This window comes from Frigidibacter oleivorans, from assembly GCF_003993775.1.
GTDB classification, from domain to species: Bacteria; Pseudomonadota; Alphaproteobacteria; order Rhodobacterales; family Rhodobacteraceae; genus Frigidibacter; species Frigidibacter oleivorans.
This window is the reverse complement of sequence record NZ_RJRZ01000001.1, coordinates 325,777-345,304: the sequence shown is the minus strand read 5'-3', so window position 1 is coordinate 345,304 and position 19,528 is coordinate 325,777. Positions and strand designations below refer to the sequence as shown.

Below are 19,528 nucleotides of genomic sequence, written 5' to 3'. Positions count from 1 at the left end.
AGGCGCGCGATGGACCCCGACATCCTGCTGACGCTGGGGCTGGTGGCGGCGCTGCTGTCGGTGCCGTCGCTGGTCTCGGCCTGGTCGGACCGCCGCCGCCCCTGGTTCGCGCTGACGCTGGCCCTGGCCGGGGGCGCGGCGATCGGCGCGGCGCTGGTCATGGCCCCCGGACGCTATGACCCCGCGGCCATTCCCGACGTGGTGCTGGCGACCTTTGCCCGGCTTCTGCGCTGATCGTACCCGGATCCGTGCCAAGCCCCTTGCCAAGCCCCCCGCGAGCGTCTATTGGGCGCGCTCTGATCGCGCGGCCGGCCGAGTGGCATTGCCGAGTCGTGCGCATGACAACTCGCAAGAGGAGATGGAAATGCCCAAGATGAAGACGAAATCCGCGGCCAAGAAGCGGTTCTCCTTCACCGCCACCGGCAAGGTGAAGGCCGGCCCGGCGGGCAAGCGCCACGGCATGATCAAGCGTTCGACGAAATTCATCCGCGATGTCACCGGGACCATGATCCTGAGCGACGCCGACGAGAAGATCGTCAAGAAATACATGCCGTACAACCGCTAAGGAGACAGGCACATGGCACGCGTCAAATCCGGCAAGGTGACCCACGCCCGTCACCGCAAGGTCATCAAGGAAGCTTCGGGCTATTACAGCGCCCGCAGCCGCAACTTCCGCACTGCCACCCAGGCGGTGGACAAGGCGAACCAGTACGCGACCCGCGACCGCAAGGTGCGCAAGCGGAACTTCCGCGCGCTGTGGATCCAGCGCATCAACGCCGCCGTGCGCGAGATCGACCCGGCGCTGACCTATTCGCGGTTCATCAACGCGCTGTCGCTGGCCGGGATCGAGGTCGACCGCAAGGTTCTGGCCGATCTGGCCGTGAACGAACCGGCGGCCTTCGCCGGCATCGTCGAGAAGGCCCGCGCGGCGATGCCCGCCGCCGCCTGATCGCCGACGGCGTCCGGACGACATGGACCCCGCGCCCTGGCGCGGGGTTTTCCGTTTCAGGGGCCGCTTTCGCGCCCGCAGCCTTCGGAAGGACAGCCGATGACCGTCACCCGGCAACAGGAGCTCGACGGGCTGCGCGCCATCGGCCGCATCGTCGCCAATACCCTGCAGGCGATGGCCGGGGCGATGGAACCGGGGATGACCACCCGCGAGCTTGACGCCATCGGCCGGGCGCTGCTGGACCGCGAGGGCGCGATCCCGGCGCCGGAAACGAGCTATGGCTTTCCGGGCGCCACCTGCATCAGCGTCAACGAGGAAATCGCCCATGGCATCCCGGGCGCGCGGGTGCTCGCGCCCGGCGATCTGGTCAATATCGACGTCTCGGCGCACAGGGACGGCTTCTATGCCGATACCGGCGCCAGCTTCCGGCTGCGCCCGGGCGGCGATGCGCCGGCGCTGGACCGGCTGTGCCGCGACGGGCGGAAGGCGATGCAGATCGGCATCGCGCAGGTCGGCAGCGACCGCCCGCTGGCCGGGATAGGCCAGGCCATCGGCCGCTTCGCCTCGGCCCGGGGCTATACGCTGATCCGCAACCTCGCGAGCCACGGGGTCGGCCGCGCGCTGCACGAGCCGCCCGAGACCGTCGCGACCTGGCCCAGCCGGGGCGACCGGCGGCGCATCCATCGCGGGCTGGTGCTGACGGTGGAACCGTTCCTGTCGCTGGGCGGCCGGCAGGCGGTGGAGGGCGGCGACGGCTGGACGCTGCGCAGCGATCCGCCCGCGCCGGTGGTGCAATACGAACATACCGTGGTTGCGACGGATCGGGGTGCCGTCATCCTCACCCTGCCCGGCTGAGCCTCATTTCGCATCCGATCTGCATGTTTTCGTGCTTGTCAGCGTCCGAACCCGTGGTCAGGCTGGGGAAACCCGCCGCACCGACCGGCGGAACCCGCCACGATAGCGGATGACGGGGCAACGACCGACAGGCGAGGGACAGGCGGCATGAACGCGATCATCGACTTTCTGAACACGGTCTTCTGGGGCTATGTGCTGATCTATGGCCTGCTGGCGGTGGGCGTCTATTTCACCATCCGGCTGCGGTTTCAGCAGTTCGTGCATTTCGGCGAGATGTTCCGCGTCGTCACCTCGGCCCCCACGACCGATCGCGAGGGGATTTCGCCGTTCCAGGCGCTGTGCACCAGCCTGGCCAGCCGGGTCGGCACCGGCAATATCGCGGGTGTCGCGGTGGCGCTGAACCTCGGCGGGCCGGGGGCGATCTTCTGGATGTGGATCGTGGCGCTGGTGGGGATGGCGACGGCCTATGCGGAATCGACGCTCGCGCAGCTTTACAAGGTGCACGATCCGGGCGAAGGCGGCACCGGCGTCTATCGCGGCGGTCCGGCCTTCTACATCGCCAAGGGGCTGGGCCTGCCCTGGCTGGGCGGTGTGTTCTCGGTCTGCCTGATCCTGTCCTTCGGCCTGGTCTTCAACGCGGTGCAGGCCAACTCCATCGCCGACGCGATGGTGGGCGCCTTCGGCTTGCCCAAGATCGCGACCGGCCTCGCCGTGGCTGCGCTGACCGCGCTGGTGATCTTTGGCGGTATCCGCAAGATCGCCACCGTCGCGGAATATGTCGTGCCGGCGATGGCGGGGATCTACCTGCTGATCGCGCTCTACGTGCTGGTGACGCATCTGCCGCAGGTGCCGGGCATGATCGGCCAGATCGTCGGCAGCGCCTTTGGCCTGACCGAGGTGGCGGGTGGCGTCGCGGGTGGCATGGCGGCGGCGATGCTGAACGGGGTGAAGCGGGGGCTGTTTTCCAACGAGGCGGGCATGGGGTCCGCCCCGAACATCGCCGCCGCCGCCCGCCCGCAGCCGCATCACCCGTCGAGCCAGGGCCTGGTGCAGTCGCTGGGCGTGTTCATCGACACCATCGTCATCTGCTCCTGCACCGCGCTGATGATCCTGCTGTCGGGCGTCTATGCGCCGGGGGGCGAGGCGACGGGCACGCAGCTGACGCAGATGGCGCTGGAAAGCCATATCGGCGGGCTGGGGCCGGTCTTTATCGCCGTGGCGATCTTCTTCTTCGCCTTTACCTCGATCATCGGCAACTACGCCTATTCGGAAATGGCGATGTCCTTCCTCGGCCTCGGCGGCAAGGGGCCGCTGATGGCGCTGCGGCTGATCGTGCTGGCGATGGTGCTGTGGGGCGCGCTGCAGGCGGTGGCGACGGTCTTCAACCTCGCCGATGCCTCGATGGGGCTGATGGCGACGATCAACCTGGTTGCCATCGTGGCGCTGTCGGGGACGGTCGTCTACCTGACCCGCAACTATTTCGCGCAGCGCGCGGCGGGGGCGGAGCCGAAGCTGCATCTGGCCGACCATCCGACGCTGGGCGAGGGGATCGACCCGACGATCTGGAAATAGCCGGCCGACGTCGGGGGCCTTCCCCCGGGGCCCGTCCGCGACGCCGTCATGAAAACCGGCGCAGGCCGTGCTATCCTGCGCCGGACTCACTCGCGCGTCTCCGTCCAGTGTCAGGGTATCCCGTATGCGCCGTCTCGCACTCCTCGTTCTCGCCATCCTGCCGCTGGCCCCCTCCACCGCCCGCGCCGATGTCTTCCTGTTCCGGATGCCGTCGGGGAACGTCTATTGCAGCGTCGGGATCGAGGCCGGCAGCTCCGACATCCTGTGCACGATCGTCGACCGCTCGGGCCCGCCCGCCCGGCCGGCGCCCGCGGATTGCATGGCCTTCTGGGGGCATGTCTTCTTCATGCGCGATACCGGCCCGGTCGAGATGGAATGCACCGACCGGCATCTGGACAGCCGGCTCGCCGCCTCGGTGCAGGATGTCGCGCCTTACGGGGTGACCGGCAGTTTCGGCGGCATCGTCTGCCTGTCGCTGCAGACGGGGCTCGAATGCCGCAATGCCTCGGGCCACGGATTCAAGCTGGCGCGCGGGGCGCAGATCGTGTTCTGACCCGGCGCCGGACCCGCCCGGCCCTTGCAATCGGCCCCTGCGCCGCTTAACCCCGACCCAGACGCTGGAGGGCCGGGAATGGACCAGATCGACACGCTCAGGGGCAAGTATATCGAGGCCGTGACCGCCGCCGCCGACGAGGCGGCGCTTGAATCGGTCCGGCTGGCCGCGCTTGGCAAGAAGGGCGAGATCAGCGCCCTGATGGCGACGCTGGGCAAGATGGAGCCCGAGGCGCGCAAGGCCGCCGGCGCCCAGCTGAACGTCCTGAAGGACGAGATCGACGCCGCCCTGCGCGCCCGCAAGACCGCGCTGGCCGATGCGGCGCTGGACGAACGGCTGCGCGCGGAATGGCTGGACGTGACCCTGCCGGGCCGTCCCCGGCGCGAGGGCACCATCCACCCGGTCAGCCAGGTGACGGACGAGGTCACCGCGATCTTCGCCGACATGGGCTTTGCCGTGGCCGAGGGGCCGCAGATCGAAAGCGACTGGTTCAACTTCGACGCGCTGAACATCCCGCCGGAACATCCCGCCCGGCAGGAGCATGACACCTTCTTCATGGCGCGGGCCGAAGGCGACGACCGGCCGCCCCATGTGCTGCGCACCCATACCAGCCCCGTGCAGATCCGGGCGATGGCCGACCGCGGCGCGCCGATCCGGGTGATCGCGCCCGGCCGGGTCTATCGCATGGACATGGACCAGACCCATACGCCGATGTTCCACCAGGTCGAGGGGCTGGCCATCGACCGCGACATCAGCATGGCGAACCTGAAATGGGTGCTGGAGGAGTTCTGCCGCACCTATTTCGAGGTGGCCGAGGTCGAACTGCGCTTCCGCGCCAGCCATTTCCCCTTCACCGAGCCCTCGGCCGAGGTCGATATCCGCTGTTCCTGGGAAGGCGGCCAGCTGAAGATCGGGCAGGGCGACAGCTGGATGGAGATCCTCGGGTCCGGCATGGTGCATCCCAAGGTGCTGTCCGCCGCCGGGGTCGACCCGGACCAGTGGCAGGGCTTCGCCTTCGGCATGGGCATCGACCGGATCGCGATGCTGAAATACGGCATCCCCGACCTGCGGGCATTTTTTGAGAGTGACCTGCGCTGGCTGCGCCACTACGGCTTCAGCGCGCTGGACCTGCCGACGGTGTTCGGGGGGTTGAGCAGGTGAAACGGGACAAGACGCTTCAGCTCTCGATACTGCGCCAGATTGAGGCAGACTCAAATCCGATGACGCGTTTTGAAAGGTTCAGCCGCAACTATGGCGGCTATGATGATACGAATACGCCGGACTGGAGTGATGAACAAGCGTACAATATTAGGTTGCTGATACGCGATGGCTACCTCCGCAGTGACAGGGTTAGCGACGCGCCTTGGTTGGGAACTGGCAGTAATGATGAGGATCCCTACGCAGAAACCTACATCGGGCTTACTTCCGCAGGCCATGATCTACTTGATGAAAGCAGTGTCTTGCTGAGGGCGTGGAACAACGTCAAACGTAATTGGGCCACTGTTTTTGTGGGCCTTATCATATCGATCCTGACTTCTGTTCTTGTAGGCTGGGCAGAATTCTTCGCGGGAGCTCCCGAATGAAATTCACCCTTCCCTAGCCCAAGGGCCATCTCGAACCGAAACGAGCCTCGGCATGCCCGACCTGCGCGCCTATTTCGAAAGCGACTTGCGCTGGCTGCGCCACTATGGGTTTAGCGCGCTGGACCTGCCGAGCGTGGCTGGGGGGTAAGTAGGTAATGCCGAGCCGCGATTTGGACAGAATGCGAAATCTACTTCTTCGGGCCGAGGCAATTCCAGTCGATCCGGAAGAAGACTTTTGCTCGGGCTACGTGGACCTGATGAACAATCTGTCCCCCGATGACGCATATCAGCTCTTGCTGATGAAAGACGCTGGTCTCATCGAAGGGGAAGACGCCAACCTCGGCTTCTTTCGTATCAAGAACGCAGGTCATGACTACTTGGATGCGATCCGCGACGAAGGTATCTGGAAGAAAACCAAGGACGGGGCAAGCAAGGTCGGCGGGGTGACCCTTGGAGTTTTCAAAGACATTGCAATTGCTTACGTCAAACAAGCGGTAACGGAAAAGCTGGGGATCAACCTGTCATGAAATTCACCCTCTCTCATCTCGATACGACCGCGAGCTTTGACCTCCCCGACTGACCTGCGCGCCTTCGCCGAAAGCGACTTCGGCTGGCCGCCGCCACACTCGCCTGGCCCCGCTGGACCTGCCGGCGGCGTTCGGAGTTTGGGGCAGGTAGGTGACCCGCCAGACGAGGGAGGCTCCGATGACCGGCCGCGCCGAGACGATCCCGCTGATCCATCTGTTCCACCGCAACCTGCGCAACCGGAGCGAGCAGACACGCCGCATCTATGCCCGGTACGAACTGATCTACACCGCCGTCGACTTCGCGGCCTCGATCTGCTTCGTCATCGGGTCGCTGCTGTATTTCGTCGACGCGTCGCAGACGCTGCGGGTCAGCCTCTATCTGGCAGGCTCGCTGTTCTTCGCCTCCAAGCCGGCGCTGCGGCTGGTGCGCGAGGTGCGGCTGATGCGCGAGGGCTCCTATTCCGACCTGTCGGGGATCGACGGCCCTCTCGACCCGAAGGGCTAGCGCATCGCGCTGGTGAAGGCCACCTTGCCCACCGACAGGCCGCCGCAGCCGCCGCCCGATCCGGTCAGGGTGCTGCGCGAGCAGTCGCCCGCGACCTCGGACGTGGTGCGGATCATCTGCGGCCCCCGCTCGGCCGGGTGGCTTTGCATCCAGCCGGCCCCGGCGCACAGCGCGAGCAGCGCGGCGGCGGCGACGAGCCGCAGCGCCGCCGCCCCCAGTCCCCGGTCATGCCGGTATCCGCGCCCTGCCATTGCCCTTGCCCATCCTGTCGTCCCGATCCCGGCACCCTGACACCGAAAGACAGCAGAAACCCGGTGGCGGCGTGACCTTTTCACGCCTTGGGGCTTCCCTTTTGCGGCAGGAATCCGGCAAAGGAGGCGGCAGACCGGCCGGACCCGCGCGGCCGCCCGACCACAGGGAGCGACAGCCATGAAATTCACCCTCTCCTGGCTCAAGGACCATCTCGACACCGAGGCGAGCCTCGACGACATCCTCTATGCCCTCACCGATCTGGGGCTGGAAGTCGAGGAGGTGACGGACCCGGCCCGCAAGCTCGCGCCCTTCACCCTCGCCAGGGTGCTGGAGGCGACCCAGCACCCCGATGCCGACCGGCTGCGCGTCTGCCGCGTGCTGACCGACGAGGGCGAGAAGCAGATCGTCTGCGGCGCCCCGAATGCCCGCGCCGGCATCACCGTGGTACTGTGCAAGCCCGGCGACTATGTCCCCGGCATCGACACCACGCTGGGGGTGGGCAAGATCCGCGGCGTCGAAAGCCACGGGATGATGGCCTCGGAACGCGAGCTGGAGCTGAGCGAGGAGCATGACGGCATCATCGAGCTGCCCTCCGGCGAGGTCGGGCAGAAATTCACCGACTGGCTGGCGGCCAACCGCCCCGCCGCCGTGGACCCGATGATCCATATCAAGATCACGCCGAACCGGCCCGATGCCCTGGGCGTGCGCGGGATCGCGCGCGATCTGGCGGCGCGGGGGCTGGGCGTGCTGAAGCCGCTCGCCGTGCAGCCGGTGCCCGGCACCTTCCCCTGCCCGGTGCCGGTGACGCTGGCCCCCGAGGTCGCGGACCGCGCCTGCCCGCATTTCCTCGGCCGGGTGATCCGGGGCGTGACCAACGGCCCCAGCCCCGACTGGCTGCAGGCGCGGCTGAAGGCGATCGGGCTGCGGCCGATCTCCAAGCTGGTCGATATCACCAACCTCTTCACCTTCGACCTGAACCGCCCGCTGCATGTCTTCGACGCGAGCAAGGTCGCGGGCGGGCTGACGGTGCGCTTCGCGCGGCCGGGCGAAAGCCTGCTGGCGCTGGACGGCAAGACCCATGACCTGAAACCCGGCATGACCGTGATCGCCGCCGGCGACACGGTCGAAAGCCTGGGCGGCGTGATGGGCGGCGAAGAGACCGGCTGCACCGACCAGACCACCGAGGTCTTCCTCGAGGCCGCCTATTTCGACCCGATCCGCACCGCGACCACGGGGCGGGCGCTGCGCATCCATTCCGACGCGCGCTACCGGTTCGAGCGGGGGATCGACCCGGCCTTCACCCGCGACGGGATGGAACTGGCGACGCGGATGATCCTCGACCTCTGCGGCGGCGCGGCGTCGGAGGTGGTCGAGGCGGGCGCCGCCCCGGACATGACCCGCGCCTATCGGCTGGACCCGGCCCGCGTGGTCAGCCTCGTCGGCATGGACATCCCCGAGGCCGAGCAGCGCGCGACGCTGGCGGCGCTCGGCTTCACGCTGGCGGGGGATATGGCGACCCCGCCTTCGTGGCGTCCCGACATCCTGGGCGAGGCCGACCTGATCGAGGAGGTGGCGCGCATCGCCTCGCTGACGAAACTGGTGGGCAAACCGCTGGCCCGGCCGGTGGCGGGCGTGCCGGACACGATCCTGACGCCGATCCAGCTGCGCGAACGCGCGGCGCGGCGGACGCTGGCGGCGCTCGGCTACAACGAATGCGTCACCTACAGCTTCATCGGCGGGGCGCAGGCGGCGCTGTTCGGCGGCGGCAGCGATGCCGTGCGGATCGAGAACCCGATCTCGTCGGAGATGACCCATATGCGGCCCGACCTGCTGCCCGGCCTGCTGGCCGCGGCGGCGCGGAACCAGGCGCGCGGCTTCGCCGATCTGGCGCTGTTCGAGGTCGGCCCCGCCTTCCACGGCGGCGAGCCGGGCGAACAGCACCTGCAGGCGGCGGGGCTGCTGGTGGGGGCCACCGGGCCGCGCGACCCCTATGGCGGGCGCCGACCGGTCGACGTGTTCGACGCCAAGGCGGATGTCGAGGCGGTGCTGGCGGCGATCGGGGCGCCGGCCCGGGTGCAGGTGGACCGCAAGCTGCCGGGCTGGTTCCATCCCGGCCGGGCGGGCGTGATCCGGCTGGGGCCGAAGGTGCTGGCCGTCTTCGGCGAGCTGCATCCCCGGGTGCTGCGCGACAGCGGGGTGAAGGGCGCGGCGATGGCCTTCACCGTGATGGTGGAAAACGTGCCCTTCCCCAAGGCCAGGACGCCGACGCGGCCGGCGCTGGCGATCTCGGACCTCCAGGCGGTGGAGCGTGACTTTGCCTTCGTCGTCGATGCGGGGGTCGAGGCGCTGCATGTGGTCAATGCCGCGCAGGGCGCCGACAAGGCGCTGATCGACAGCGTCCGCGTCTTCGACCAGTTCGCGGGCGAGAAGGCCGAGGCGCAGATGGGCCCGGGCAAGAAGTCGCTGGCGATCACCGTGCGGCTGCAGCCGCAGGCGAAGACCCTGACGGAGGAGGACATCGCCGCCGTCTCGGCCAGGATCGTCGAGAAGGTGACGAAGGCGGTGGGCGCCACCCTGCGCGGCTGAACGCGGCGCGGGGACTGTCGTGGGGCAGGGGGAGGCGGGGCGGGGCCGGCGCTATGGTTGCGCGGGTCCCGTTCGAGCGGCCCGTCATTGAGGAACCCGATACCGGACGGAAGGCCGGGCCGATCCGCGCGCTGTTCCAGGCGCTGTTTCGCGGGTCGGATGCGGGCCGGAGCCTCGTCACAGGACGGGCGGACCCGATCAGACGTCCGCAATCGTCCGCCGCCAGCTCACCACCGCGGAGGGGTTCGGCCTGCAGGGTCTTGCGCGACCGGCGGCGCACCCATTTGGACAGACCCCGGCGCGGTCCCCTCGGCATCCCGAAGATGTCGGGAGCAGCCCCGCGCTCTTCCGCAGGCGAATCATACGCGGTTCCGGAGAACCCGCGAAAGCCCCCGAAAACAGCCGCTTGGCGGCCTTGCCCCGACGCCGTGGGAATGTGCTTGTTTCCCGGCACCTTGCCCCCTATACGGGTCAGCGGAGTGGTGGCCGAGTGGTCGAAGGCACACCCCTGCTAAGGGTGCAGACGGGAAACCGTCTCGAGGGTTCGAATCCCTTCCACTCCGCCACTTGCCCTCGCGAAAGCGTTCTCCCCATCCGGCTCCGGCCGGATTTTTCCGTTGTTTTCGAGGGTTATGCGGGTGCGGCTGAGCACTGGCCTCTGCGCCAGGAGGCCCGAAAGCGGTCTCTCAGGGTCGATATTCTCCGGACCTGATGACTGCGCCAGTTTGGTGAATTCTTCACAAGGCATTGAATTTGCAGAGGTTATTTTTCTGTCTGCTGAACACTTCGATTTCAGGGACATTCTTTGAGAAGGAACAGAAATCGAACCTTTGGTCGAATTACGAAGTGGCTGGGCTGTCCCTTCGATCCTCGAGTGGGACTTGTGTGGTGATGCCCGATCATCGAGAAACCCCTGACCGATTTCCGGCCAAGCGGTGCTTCTCATGTTCACGCCAGCGGGGCACATGCGCTGTCATCAGCGCCTTGAAGACTTTGCCATGGTTGGGAACCCGCAGATGCAGCAACTCGTGTGCGATCACGAAGTCCTGGAAGCACTTCTCCTGATCGGCCAGGTCCTCGGCAAGTGTGACGATACCGCCGGTTGAGCATGATCCCCACTTGCGCGTCATGCGCTGGATTCGGACAATGCGCGGTGTCGCCTTCAGACGCTCACACCAGTAGTCGACCCGGGCGCGGAGAGAGGCGCGTCGGTCTTCAGGATTCGGCATCGTGATCGCCGTCGAGGAGGATCGCCAGCACCAGATCTACAACCCGGCCGCGATCCTCTTTGCCGAGCCCGAGAAGCGGGCGGTAGAGGGTGGCGCGCAGCTTCCGACGTTCGTCGTCATTGACCCTGGCGTTCGGGAAACGATGCATCTCAGTTTCCGCGTCGCGCGCCAGTTCCATGGCAGAAATGCCGGCGTTACGGAGAGGTTCGTCGTCCTTGAGGTTCCAGTAGACACCGAACGCTCGCGCGGAGAGCCCGCTATCCTTGGCGGCCTTGATCGCCTCCTCCTTTTCCTTTGCCAGCGCCGCCAGCATGTCCATGGCCGCGAGACCAGTGGTGTTTCGATTCTCCAGATCCTTCAGGATCCGCTCGGCCCGGTCCTTCAGCGACTGCAGAACCGGCGCTGTATCCGCCTCGTCCTCGATCTCCTTTTGAAGTCCGCGCACGAGGTTGAATACCTTGCCCTCATCCGAGCCACGCTCGCCGCGCAGGCCTTCCAGCGTCTTGACGTCGAAGGTCACGGTCTTGGTCAGCTTCCCTAGGCCTTCCTGCGTCGCGCTCTCCTCGACCAGGCGGCGCGTCTTGTAGGCAAGGTCTGCGAGATAGCCAACGCGGTCGGCATAGGCATTCCGCACGGCAGCATAGAGCTGCGCGAGGCGCTTGAACGTTGTGATGTGATCGCGCAGTTCGGGCGACGGAGAGAGGATTTCCCACAAGGCTTCGATTTCCTTGTAGGCCTCGAAAAACGCCTTGCGCGGCTCAGGGTCGAGAAACCGGCCATACACCAGCTTCTCCAGCTTCTCGTCGGCGCTGCCCTCGTCCTCGACGTCGAGAAAGTCGCCCTTCGCCTTCTCGATGCGGCCAAGAAAATCCTGGAGCAAGAGGTCCAGATCCTCGATCACGCCACTGACGTCGGAACTGTCGAACTGCAGGGCCTTCTTCAGCTCGCGTAGCACGCCCACGAAGTCGACGACGAGGCCGACCCGTTTCTGCACCCCGTTGGCATCGACATAGGGGCGGTTCACCCGGGCGATGGCCTGCAGCAGCACGTGGTCGCGCATCGGCTTGTCGAGATACATGCAGTAGAGCAATGGCGCATCGTAGCCGGTTAGCAGCTTGTCGGTGACGATCAGAATCTTGGGATCTTCGTTCGGCTTCTTAAAAAGCAGCCTCACATCGGCTTCGCGTTCCGGCGATAGCTGCACCTCGGCCACCAGTGGGCGGTCAACCACGTCCGCTGCATTGTCCGTGTATACTGCCTCTGACCACTCGGGCGGTAGCAGCCTGTCCAGAGCCCGTTTGTACTTGGCGCAGGCTTCGCGGTTCACGCCGACCAGAAAAGCCTTGTAACCGAGTGGGTGGACCTTCTCCCGGAAATGCTCGGCGACAAAGGCGGCAACCTTCTCAATGCGGTCGTCGGCGGTGAGGAAAGTGCGGAGGCCAACGGCGCGGTCGAGCACCTTGTTCAGCTCGTCAATATCGGTCACGCCCTCGGCAGCGGCGAGCTCAAAGAACTCCTTGTCCAGTCGCTCGGCGGGCACGGTCATCTCGCTCGGTGCCATGGTGTGGCGGATGGGGAGCGTGGTTTCGTCCTCGATCGACTCACGGATCGAGTATTTGTCGAGATAGCCCTGCTCGTCCTCAGTCCCGAAGATCTTGAAAGTGCCTTCACCCTGCGCCGTCTTGGCAATCGGTGTGCCGGTGAAGCCGATGATGGTTGCGTTCGGAACCGCAGCCATCATGTAGGTGCCGAGATCCTTGGCGACTGAGCGGTGTGCCTCGTCGATGAAGACGTAAATGTTCTCCCGGGTGTTAGCGTCTTTGTCGATTCCCTCGAACTTGTGGATCATCGAGATGATCAGGCCGCGCTTATCGGTCTTGATGAGATCCTGCACCTCGGTCTTGGAGTTGGCCCGCCAGACCGGGATATCCTGGCTCTGCATCTCGCCGAGCAGCTTCTCAACCCACCCCTTGAGCTGGCCTTCGAGCTCGGTGCGATCTACCACCAGGATGACGGTGGCGTTCTGGAAGCGCGTCTTGTCCTCAAGGATGAGGCGTGCGGCGGTAAGCAGGGTGAAGGTCTTGCCCGAGCCCTGTGTGTGCCACACGAGCCCACGCTTCTTGGCCTTGTCCTCACACCGCTCTACGATCTTGTCGACAGCAACACGCTGGTGCTGACGCAGGATGGATTTCCGCGTCTCGCCGTCCTCGACATAGAACAGGATCCAGTCGCGGAGCGTGCGGAGGAAGTCGGTGGGCTCGAAGAATGCCTGAACCGCGAACTTGTAGGTCTCCTCGGGCTTCTGCTTCCAGCGCGCCATGTAGCGGCGGTTGGCGTTCCAGGTCACGCCATACCAATAGTCGAGCAGATGCGTGACGTTGAAGAGCTGCGGCGTGCCGATCAGCTCGGGCGTCTCCTTCTCGTAGCGCTTGAGCTGCGTAACACCCCGATCGATGGCGCCGCCGTCCTTGGGGTTCTTGTGCTCGACGATGCAGACGGGAACGCCATTGATGACGAACATCACATCCGCCCGGTTGCCCTTGCGCGCCGGCGGCTTCAGTTTCCATTCCCAGGTGACTTGGAAGACGTTTTCGCCCGGACGCTCGAAATCGATGAGCTGGACGTGGCGGTGGCGCTTTTCACCCTCGTCGTACCATTGCCGTTCGCCGCGCAGCCAGGCGAGCATGTCTCGATTGCCCTCGATGGTGGGCGGGATTGCTTCCAGCTTTTCTATCACCTGCCGGATGGCGTCGGACGTCATCCACGGATTGAACTTGCTGAGTGCCGCTTCCAGCTCGTCACGCAGCATCATACCGGCTTCGCCGCCGCGCTTCTGTTTGGCCACCTCTGGCGCAATCGGCGTCCAGCCGATCTCGGCGGCGTGCTTCACCATCGGGAACTGGACGGTGCCAGCCTCACTGATCCGGATCTCAGACATCGCACCGCACCGTTGGTCTGCCGTTGTGTGTCACGGATGAACAGAAAGCCCATTTGCGTGTAGCGAAGGAGAGCCTCGTTACACGCAAGCGCAGTTGTGTGTAGCGGATAACGCTCAAAGCACATTCCTCCCCTCGGCTATGTTCAAGAGTTCAGGGAAGGCAAGGATGGCCGGCCTGCGCCCGGAGCCTGGCCGGATTGTTCTGAGGATCGGATCGTCACCGTCTCGCAGCAGGCGGAGGAGCCGCTGTGCGGACTCTCGCGGGATGCCGGAGTTCTCGACGAACACGGGCGTGGGGAACACAGGCCTCGAAAAGATGAAATCAACTGCGAGCCCTGCGAACTGAGAGTGTGTGCGTTCGGCGACTTCGCGCTGCATCCGGGTGTTCAGCGCGATGATCTGCTGGGCGCGGTCCTGGTTCTGGTGGGCCTGTTCAATGAGACCCTCGAGGAAGAACGAACACCAATCTGTCCATGCGCCGGTGCGCGACACCGCACGCATACGATCGACATACTCTTCTCGTCGGCCTTCAAGGTAGCCGCTCATGTAGAAGCTTGGACTGGAGAGGACCCCCCGCTGCATCAGAAACAGGGGAATGATCATCCTCCCAAGTCGACCGTTGCCGTCTTTGAACGGATGAAGTGCCTCGAACTCGAGGTGGATCAGGGCCAGCTGAACTAGGGGATCAGGTTGCACGCGATCAGCAGTGTAGGCAGCCCAAGTGTCCAACCCGCTGAGAAGATGCTCCTGTGGGATGGGGACGAAGCTCGCCTGATCGATGGTGCAGCCTTGTGGTCCAATCCAGTTCTGTTCGTCGCGGAATGCTCCGGGGTTCTTGTCGCGCCCACGCACGCCCTGCAGCAGCAAGGCATGCGCCTCGCGCAAGAGATGTGGAGAAAGGGGCCGCTCTTGGAGTGCATTCGCGGCGAAACTCAGGGCCACGCGGTAGTTGAGCACTTCCTCGGCATCGTCGCGCTTGGGCTGGTCCACGTCGCCATCGGCTCCGGCCTCGATTTCCAGCACCTCGCCCATGGTGACGTTAGTGCCCTCGATCTTCGATGAGAGCACCGCTTCTTGGGTTGTCAGCGGAGACAGCAGCACGCTGGCATTGGGGATGGCCGCAACGAGACCGTCATAGCGGGCGAGCGCGGCATTTGCTGGACCGATCAGTGGTACAAGGCGCGGCCAGTCCAACTGCTCGGACGCAGGCGGGAACTGCCCCAGATGATAATGGACCGGTCCTGTCATGTCGCACCTGTCCGGCGATGCGCCGGCATGTCGGCGACGATGATCTGTTGGGTCTGCTGGTCGAAGCAGTAATAGATCCTCAGGCAGCGTGACGGATCGCGGGTGTTACCGCCATTCTTGATGTGCCACTCGGCCAAGAACCTGCGGCTGTTCCAGTCGAAATCGAACTCGTCAGCGCCGCAGGGAGCGTTCTGAGCCCCATCGAAGATGGGGATATTGGCGAGCGCTCCGCCGCCATTGCGGAAACGGTCGCGGCCCTCGGTGGCAAGCCACAGGAGGCTTCTCGCCGCGGTCTCGACATCCTGAAAGAGCGGCTTGCGCGTGCCCCGATGCGCATTGGGAGTCAGAACCAGCCGGCCAGCGAGGTTTTCGTCGCACCAGTTAGCAAGCTCCGACCAGTCTGCAGGCAGCTGGACCTCCTGATCGGGGTCGTCACCCTTCGACTTGAGCTGATCGGTGAGCTGCTGGATCCGGTACGCCGACTTTTGCGCCTGCGCTTCCGCAATCTCGGCGCGTTCCCGCTCCTTGTCGAACTCCTCGATGTAATAGGTCTGTTCGGTCTTCAGATCCTCGATCTCGCCCTTCAGAGCATCGATCCGCTTCAGTGCGGCGGCGAGCTGGTCTGCATCACTGGCATCGGCTTCCCGCAGGGTCGATTGCTGCACTTCCAGCTGCGCCGCCCGGATCGCCGAGAAGGTGAGCACATCTCCGCCAAGGCGCGTTCGCTGAAGGCCGGCCTGCGCTGCGGACTCCCGCAGCCAACGGGTTGCGCGTTCTATTCCATCGACCGTAACAAGCTGCCCCGACAGAACGAGCCGATGCGCGAATGGGTCGGCGGTGTCCTCGAAGCCAGGCAGATAGACCCTCGCTGCGCCGCCGAAGACGGAGAGGCGCTTGCCCAACCGCTCGGTCAGTCGCCAGGCGGCATCCGGACGGGCCACGGCAACATGCGCCAGCCCTGTTAGCACACCGGCGAGCTTCTCGGCATTGATGTACGGGGAGGATGCGCCGTCCGCCAGTGTCAACACGATGGTCGGCAGCAGGCGGCCGGGATTGGTGAGGTGCTCGATCAGGGCTTCGGCGTCTTCGCCGTCGGCGTACACCGATGGTGTTGCAGACGCAGCCTGCGAGCCAACCACCAGGCCGCACTGCTCCGCGACCTGCTGCACGAAGCCCGGCACCGCCGGATCGATGGAGAAGTCCTCCTCGGGCGTGGCGACCAGAAGGCGGGTGCTGAACTGAGCGGGCTTGCCCGGGACGTGGCCGAGGACAACCTCGGTCGTCCACGCCCGGCCTGGCACGGTCTTGTCGGGGTCGTGGATGCGGAAGGCCCAGAGGTCGGACGCTCCGACGCAGAGCCGGATGGCGGACGGGTCGCGACCGGGCAGCGGCAGTTCGAAGCTCTCGCCGTCCCAGGCCCCGTGCGGAAGGCGCTGTCCCGCCCGACGCTGAGCCCAGCGCAGCACCTCGCCAGCGGCCTTGCGCGCAACTGCATCGGGGTCTTCGCCCGGCATCCATCCGGCGACGCGCAGCACCTCGTGTTCGCGAACGACGCGCGGCATACGGCTTGCGAAGTGCGAAAGAGCCTCGGTCATGCTGTTGCTCATGCGGCCACCTCGGGGGTCTTCTTCGGGCTCGCGGCCGGATCCGAGGACAGCGCCGAAAGGTCGAGGTCGGACACCCGGATCTCGCCGGTCATCAGCTTGTGCAGCAGCGCCTTGAAGAGCTTGTCGAGCACGCCGCGCTTGCGGCGGTGCAGGTCGATCTTGCGGTCGATGGCGTCGAGGATGCCGACGATCTCTCGCTGTTCGTCAAGAGTGGGAGGTACCGGAATAGTCAGAGGCTCCAGGTTCTTCTTGTTCAGCTGTGGCGTCGGTCCGGGTTCAGTGATTGTCTTCAAATCGAACGTCTGAAACCAGTGAAACAGGAAGTCTTGGTCGAGATCGGTTCCGCCGATCACTCCGATCACGTTCGGGTCGAAAGCAGTCCACTCATTCGCAATGCGCTTCTTGTTCGTCGCGATGGCCGCGCCCCGTTTGGGGAAGATGATGGTTCGCGGTGGTGCACAGCGATACTCGGCAATCGCGCGTGGAAGGTCTTTCTCCAATTTCGCTGAGACAAGTTCGACCTCGTTGCCGGGCAAGTTCATGTCGGCAACCTTGATCCCGAGAACCTTAACTGTCTCCCCGTCATTGGACGGGTCGATGTTCTCCAGTTCGGAGTAAGACATTCTGGTCGATATAATGGTCGCATACCGATCAAGGCGGCCCACGTCCCAGCTACCCGGCACAGGGCCGATCTCGGTTTCCTTCTGCGTCTCGCCCTGCAGGCCCTTCGTGAACAACGCCCGCATAGCCGCGCGCTTGAGGTCGCCCCCGGCTTCGATGGCCGCCTCGTTCGCGGTGATCGCGTCGTGCACTTCCCAGAGCAGGTTGGCGATCTTGACCTGCTCCCGGCTGTCGAACGCGGGCAATTCGTAATTGGCGATATGGCCCCACGACGTGCGCGGATGCTGAACACCCGTAGTGCCGGAGACGGCATGCTCGATGAAGGTGGGCGCGTGAACGACGCCAACAAGGAACCGCGGATCGACACCTTCCTTGGGACGCAGCACCAACAGTTCGGTCGTGCAGATCCCTGTGTCCGCAGCGAGTACTGCTTTGTCGAGGTATGGACGAAGCTTGCCGTAGAGAACATCGCCGGACTGGAAAAGATACTTTCCACTCTGGACGTCGCTGGCCTCACCTTCGCCGAACCGAACAAAGCGACCCGATGCGACGTGCTCAAGGCCGATATACACACCATTGGCGTAGTTCGCTGGATCGACTTGTACGCCGACGAGGTCGCACAAATCGGAGAGGCGCATCGTCGTGTCCGCCATCAGGCCAGTTCCCGGAGCTTCGAGAGCGCGGCGGCGAGATCTCGCGAGATCCCCGCCTCTGCGGCGATGACAGTGTCGAAGCGATCTAGAATATCCTTCAGGTCAGCCTCATCGCCCGACGATGCAGGGCCCACCCATCGGCTCGGGCTAAGGTTGTAATCTGCTCCTGCCGCTTGCTCGCCGGTGATGATGGCGATCTCGCCTTCGACCGGCTCGCCTTTGAGATAGGCCGCCGCCAGCGGGCGGATATCATCTTCGGATATGAAGTTCTTGGGCCGCCCCTTCTGAACGCGCCGCGAGGCGTTCAAAAGGACGATCTTGTCCTTGCGCGCGGCGGGCTTGCGATTGGAAAGAACCACGATCACGCCCGCGGCGCTCGTGTTGTAGAACAGGTTGTCCGGCAGCAGGATCACGCCGTCGATCAGGTCACGTTCGACGAACCACTTGCGGATGTTCCGTTCCTTGTCCTCGTTCTTGCTCCCCGAGCCGCGCGTCACCGCGCCGGTGTCGAGGACGACGGCCGCCCGCCCACGGTCGCCAAGGCAGGCCATCGTGTGCTGGAGCCAAGCCCAATCGCCCTTGCCGGTAGTCGCGCCGCCCTGTGTCCTGAACCGGTCGAACGGGTCGTCGGCGAAGATGTCCGGGTTGAACGGCTGGTTCCACATCGGGTTGGCGACGACGATGTCGTAGGTGCGGATCTTGCTGTCCGGCGTCTTGAACTTCGGATTGATCATCGTGTCGCCGCGCGCCATCTCGACGCTCATGTCGTGGATGATCGCGTTCATCTGTGCGACGGCGTAGCTCTCGGCGGTCAGTTCCTGGCCGTAAAGCTTGAGGGGAACCTTGCTGGTGGGGTCGAGCTCGCGCGCGACCAGCTGCAGCTTCACCAGCAAGCCGGCCGAGCCGCAGGCGTAGTCGTGGCATTCCTCGCCGGGGCGCGGGCGCATGATGTGCGCCATCAGGAAGCCGACCTCGGTCGGCGTGAAGAACTCGCCAGCGCTCTGGCCCGAGCCCTCCGCGAACTTCCGCAGCAGATACTCGTAGGCGCGGCCGAGGAAATCGGGCTGCACGTCGGCGAGGCCCAGCCGGTAGCGCGAGTCGGAGAAGGTCTCGACCACCTCGCGCAGCTTGGCCGGATTGATGTCTCGCTCGCCGTTCCGCTCCGCAGCGAAGTCGACCACGTCGATGACGCCGGACAGGGACGGGTTCTGCCGCACAACGGCGCGCACCGCCTTGGTCAGGTGCTCTCCGATATCCTTCGGGCGGGTGGGGCGGCCCTGGTCATCGTTGGGCCATTCATAGGGCTGCCGACCGCTGATCACGGCCCATCTCGCCTCGGGCGGCAGATAGAACCGGAGGAGTTCGTGGTCGTCCTCGGCAATCTCGAGGGCGGTGTCCCGGTCGCCGTACTCCTCCGCAAGGCGCGCGATCTCGTCGTCGAACACGTCGGACAGTCGCTTCAGGAAGAGCAGCGGCAGAAGGTAGTCCTTGAACTTGGCTGCGTCCTTCTCGCCCCGGATCGAGCAGGCGGCATCCCAGAGCATCTGCTCCATGGACTTCGTGGACGGAGTGGTCGAACGTGTTCCTGCCCGGCGGCGCGTCACCTTTTCGGCGGCAGCAATGTCGTCGGATCCTGCTTCCGCCATGTCCACCCCAGCCTCTTCAGCGAGAGCGGCAATGGTGGCGCGGGCGGCCTTCTGGGGCAGGTTGGCGCCGCCTTCCCAGCGGTTGACCGTGGCGAAAGATACGCCGAGCCGCTCAGCAAGCTGCTCCTGCGTAAGATCGAGCTCGGCGCGGATGGCGCGCAGCGTGGCGGCAATGGCGTATGATTGTGTCATGTTTGTTATATA

The 19,528-nt window shown here is 65.2% G+C and carries 18 protein-coding genes and 1 tRNA gene; 12 read left to right on the top strand and 7 right to left on the bottom strand.

Annotated elements, in window-relative coordinates; genetic code table 11:
• Nucleotides 1-9 precede the first annotated feature (9 nt).
• The 10 genes from EEY80_RS01785 (at nt 10) to EEY80_RS01740 (ending at nt 6,544) form a co-directional block, all read left to right on the top strand.
• On the top strand, nt 10-234 hold the full coding sequence (locus EEY80_RS01785; RefSeq protein WP_126974831.1) for a hypothetical protein: 225 nt from the start codon (nt 10-12) through the stop codon (nt 232-234).
• A 130-nt stretch (nt 235-364) separates the two neighbouring features.
• Nucleotides 365-565: a 50S ribosomal protein L35 gene (rpmI, locus tag EEY80_RS01780; protein ID WP_126974830.1), complete on the top strand. Its 201-nt coding sequence runs from the start codon at nt 365-367 to the stop codon at nt 563-565.
• A 12-nt stretch (nt 566-577) separates the two neighbouring features.
• Nucleotides 578-949, top strand: coding sequence for a 50S ribosomal protein L20 (rplT, locus tag EEY80_RS01775; RefSeq protein ID WP_126974829.1), 372 nt, complete (start codon nt 578-580; stop codon nt 947-949).
• 99 nt (nt 950-1,048) lie between these two features.
• On the top strand, nt 1,049-1,804 hold the full coding sequence (gene map / locus EEY80_RS01770; RefSeq protein WP_126974828.1) for a type I methionyl aminopeptidase: 756 nt from the start codon (nt 1,049-1,051) through the stop codon (nt 1,802-1,804).
• A 147-nt stretch (nt 1,805-1,951) separates the two neighbouring features.
• Nucleotides 1,952-3,376 carry an alanine/glycine:cation symporter family protein gene (locus EEY80_RS01765; RefSeq protein ID WP_126974827.1) on the top strand — a complete coding sequence of 475 codons (1,425 nt, stop codon included), beginning with the start codon at nt 1,952-1,954 and terminating at the stop codon, nt 3,374-3,376.
• A gap of 124 nt (nt 3,377-3,500) precedes the next feature.
• Nucleotides 3,501-3,929, top strand: coding sequence for a DUF6636 domain-containing protein (locus EEY80_RS01760; protein ID WP_126974826.1), 429 nt, complete (start codon nt 3,501-3,503; stop codon nt 3,927-3,929).
• Between the two features lie 87 nt (nt 3,930-4,016).
• Nucleotides 4,017-5,090, top strand: coding sequence for a phenylalanine--tRNA ligase subunit alpha (gene pheS / locus EEY80_RS01755; protein ID WP_407920710.1), 1,074 nt, complete (start codon nt 4,017-4,019; stop codon nt 5,088-5,090).
• Nucleotides 5,087-5,512 carry a hypothetical protein gene (locus EEY80_RS01750; protein WP_126974824.1) on the top strand — a complete coding sequence of 142 codons (426 nt, stop codon included), beginning with the start codon at nt 5,087-5,089 and terminating at the stop codon, nt 5,510-5,512. Before pheS ends, EEY80_RS01750 begins: the two co-directional genes overlap by 4 nt.
• Before the next feature lie 155 nt (nt 5,513-5,667).
• A complete protein-coding gene (locus tag EEY80_RS01745; RefSeq protein WP_126974823.1) occupies nt 5,668-6,039 on the top strand; it encodes a DUF2513 domain-containing protein in 372 nt (123 codons plus the stop codon).
• 178 nt (nt 6,040-6,217) lie between these two features.
• A complete protein-coding gene (locus tag EEY80_RS01740) occupies nt 6,218-6,544 on the top strand; it encodes a YrhK family protein (protein ID WP_126974822.1) in 327 nt (108 codons plus the stop codon).
• Here EEY80_RS01740 and EEY80_RS01735 read toward each other — a convergent pair.
• A complete protein-coding gene (locus tag EEY80_RS01735; protein ID WP_126974821.1) occupies nt 6,541-6,795 on the bottom strand; it encodes a hypothetical protein in 255 nt (84 codons plus the stop codon). The two genes, EEY80_RS01740 and EEY80_RS01735, sit on opposite strands and share 4 nt — an antisense overlap.
• 178 nt (nt 6,796-6,973) lie before the next feature.
• Between EEY80_RS01735 and pheT the strand changes: the two genes are divergently transcribed.
• Together pheT and EEY80_RS01725 are read left to right on the top strand one after the other, a co-directional pair.
• Nucleotides 6,974-9,382 (top strand): phenylalanine--tRNA ligase subunit beta, encoded by a 2,409-nt coding sequence (pheT, locus tag EEY80_RS01730; protein ID WP_126974820.1) that lies wholly within the window; start codon nt 6,974-6,976, stop codon nt 9,380-9,382.
• A gap of 476 nt (nt 9,383-9,858) precedes the next feature.
• Nucleotides 9,859-9,948, top strand: a tRNA-Ser gene (locus EEY80_RS01725).
• Between the two features lie 333 nt (nt 9,949-10,281).
• Here EEY80_RS01725 and EEY80_RS01720 read toward each other — a convergent pair.
• From EEY80_RS01720 to EEY80_RS01695, 6 genes are all read right to left on the bottom strand, one after another.
• On the bottom strand, nt 10,282-10,611 hold the full coding sequence (locus tag EEY80_RS01720; protein ID WP_126974819.1) for a M48 metallopeptidase family protein: 330 nt from the start codon (nt 10,609-10,611) through the stop codon (nt 10,282-10,284).
• Nucleotides 10,598-13,549 (bottom strand): type I restriction endonuclease subunit R, encoded by a 2,952-nt coding sequence (locus EEY80_RS01715; RefSeq protein WP_126974818.1) that lies wholly within the window; start codon nt 13,547-13,549, stop codon nt 10,598-10,600. The genes EEY80_RS01720 and EEY80_RS01715 overlap by 14 nt, the downstream gene beginning before the upstream one ends.
• A 114-nt stretch (nt 13,550-13,663) precedes the next feature.
• Nucleotides 13,664-14,797: a Fic family protein gene (locus EEY80_RS01710; protein ID WP_126974817.1), complete on the bottom strand. Its 1,134-nt coding sequence runs from the start codon at nt 14,795-14,797 to the stop codon at nt 13,664-13,666.
• Entirely contained in the window at nt 14,794-16,404 is a 1,611-nt protein-coding gene (locus EEY80_RS01705; protein WP_126974816.1) for a coiled-coil domain-containing protein, read from the bottom strand. Before EEY80_RS01705 ends, EEY80_RS01710 begins: the two co-directional genes overlap by 4 nt.
• The gene (locus EEY80_RS01700) at nt 16,401-17,678 is read right to left on the bottom strand and encodes a restriction endonuclease subunit S (RefSeq protein WP_126974815.1); all 1,278 of its coding nucleotides are present in this window, start codon (nt 17,676-17,678) and stop codon (nt 16,401-16,403) included. Before EEY80_RS01700 ends, EEY80_RS01705 begins: the two co-directional genes overlap by 4 nt.
• Nucleotides 17,678-19,516 (bottom strand): N-6 DNA methylase, encoded by a 1,839-nt coding sequence (locus EEY80_RS01695; RefSeq protein WP_126974814.1) that lies wholly within the window; start codon nt 19,514-19,516, stop codon nt 17,678-17,680. The genes EEY80_RS01700 and EEY80_RS01695 overlap by 1 nt, the downstream gene beginning before the upstream one ends.
• Nucleotides 19,517-19,528: the final 12 nt, after the last annotated feature.